Origin of the sequence: Burkholderia sp. DN3021, assembly GCF_049805555.1 — a bacterium.
GTDB classification, from domain to species: Bacteria; Pseudomonadota; Gammaproteobacteria; order Burkholderiales; family Burkholderiaceae; genus Burkholderia; species Burkholderia pyrrocinia_C.
This window is the reverse complement of the sequence record NZ_JBNCAB010000217.1, coordinates 1-1,724: the sequence shown is the minus strand read 5'-3', so window position 1 is coordinate 1,724 and position 1,724 is coordinate 1. Positions and strand designations below refer to the sequence as shown.

Sequence of the window (1,724 nt, the reverse complement as noted above, 5' to 3'; positions counted from 1 at the left end):
ATTTCCTCGGTTCCTTTGCCAGCATTATCGCTGGCAAAGGCCCCGGCCAAACCACTTATCCGTCTGTCCGAATTTGCGCGGCCACCTCTCCTTCGCGTGGCTGCACAACTTCAGACGTCTGCGCATTCGGTTCGAGCGCCTCGCCGCCATACACGAGGCGTTCATGAAAATCGCCGCCTGCATCATTTTCTGGCGACATCTTCAAAAATCATTCTGTTAGCGCTTCTAAGCCTGGACCAACGAAACCATCGACGTTGAGCTGGCCGACCTACTGGCCGGGTATGGCACCAAATTTCAAACCAGTTTCTCGTGAACACTTATCGATTGATAGAGCGAAGAAACTCGTTGCGCGCTTGGGAATTATGGTCGAATTCTCCAACGAAACATTGTGTAATGACGCGCTCGTCGCCACGGCGATTTTCGCCCATGAGCAAGCACAATTGCTCGGCTTCGATCAAGCAAGCTGCTCCCCGTGCTTTACCGAAATTAACAAGGGCTGTTGCAATCTCGTTTGTGATCCACTCTTGGTATGTGAAACGATGGCTGATTGCATCGATCATCCGAGCGATACGTCCAAAGCCATGCAGACGCCCTCCAGGTAGGTAGGCCACGTGCGCTACGCCGCGAAATGGTAGCAAGTGATGTGGACAAACACCATGGACAGCAATGCTGCGGATGATCACCATATCTTCCCGGTGATCATTGAAGCCCATACCAAGCGCCTCAGCAGGATCAACGTCGTATCCGTCGAGTAAACGCTTTTGCCAGAGTTCGCGCACACGTTGCGCCGTGCGGCCTGTATGTGAAGCATCTATTTCAATCCCACTCGCTTTGAGCAGGCTGCCGATCGCCATTTCAAATGCGACAGGATCGAACTGACGGGCTCGTCGAATTTCCGCAGGTGATTGGCTGCGCATATCGCACGCACTTTTTTTTTCAATCTGATGCATGTTATCTTCCTCTTAAGTGCTCACGAGAAATTGGTTTGAAATTTGGTGCCGAACCCGGCCAGTAGTTCGGCCAGCTCGGCGTCGATGGTTTCCTTGGTCCAGGTGACGAAGCGTCGCCATCGAAATTTCAGTTGCCGCCACACGATCTCGATCTTGTTGAGTTCGGGACTGTAGGCAGGCAGATAGAACAGGACAGCTTTGTGATCGATCAGCCACCGATCCCGTGTTGCTACGTCGATACCGTGATGGATGCTGGCGTTATCCAGCACGATTACGGTCGGACGGCCATCGTCCATCGCAAGCAGATTGTCGATAAAGCTGACAACGTTGGGGCCTTTGATGCTGCGGGCATGGGTGGCGTGGATCAGCTTGTTCGGGCCGTAGTCCAGGGCACCAAGAACACTACGTCGGCAGTGCGTGTTCGGTTCGATCTCGTGAGGCAAGCCTCGTGGTGACCAGCTACGCTGAACCGACGGCGATCCGCAAAAGCCAGCCTCGTCGAGGTAGAGCAGGCGAATGGCGTCCTCGCGCGCGGCCTGCTGCAGCTTGTCGAGCGTGGCCTGTTTCACGGCGAATGCCTCCGGGTCGCGTTTTTTTGAGCGACAGGCGGTTGCGTTTGAACGTAAAACCCTCCCGCTTGAGCGCCATGCTCAGCGTATCGAGATGCCCGAACGGCAGTGGGCCGAATTCAGCCTCGAGGCGCTGAACGATTTGCTCGCGCGTCAGCGGCTCGACCGAGGCCATGCGCACGACCGTGGCGATCATCTCGTCGCT

3 protein-coding genes and 1 pseudogene are annotated in these 1,724 nt (G+C 55.3%); 2 read left to right on the top strand and 2 right to left on the bottom strand.

What is annotated here, in order from left to right; translation table 11 throughout:
- A pseudogene (locus tag ACPUER_RS36600) lies at positions 1-220 on the top strand (hypothetical protein); the annotation flags it as partial.
- Between the two features lie 97 nt (positions 221-317).
- On the opposite strand, the gene folE reads toward ACPUER_RS36600, so the two are convergent.
- Complete coding sequence (gene folE / locus ACPUER_RS36595) at positions 318-950, bottom strand: GTP cyclohydrolase I FolE (protein ID WP_425133561.1); 633 nt, start codon at positions 948-950, stop codon at positions 318-320.
- A 20-nt stretch (positions 951-970) separates the two neighbouring features.
- The gene (locus ACPUER_RS36590; RefSeq protein ID WP_425133560.1) at positions 971-1,519 is read right to left on the bottom strand and encodes an IS630 family transposase; all 549 of its coding nucleotides are present in this window, start codon (positions 1,517-1,519) and stop codon (positions 971-973) included.
- On the opposite strand from ACPUER_RS36590, the gene ACPUER_RS36585 reads away from it, so the two are divergent.
- On the top strand, positions 1,506-1,724 hold a 219-nt coding region (locus tag ACPUER_RS36585; protein WP_425133559.1), incomplete at its 3' end, for a hypothetical protein. The two genes, ACPUER_RS36590 and ACPUER_RS36585, sit on opposite strands and share 14 nt — an antisense overlap.

What these genes read in the sequence shown, in the direction of transcription:
- folE (WP_425133561.1), bottom strand. Translation starts at nt 950, where the DNA reads ATGCATCAGATTGAAAAAAAAAGTGCGTGCGATATGCGCAGCCAATCA.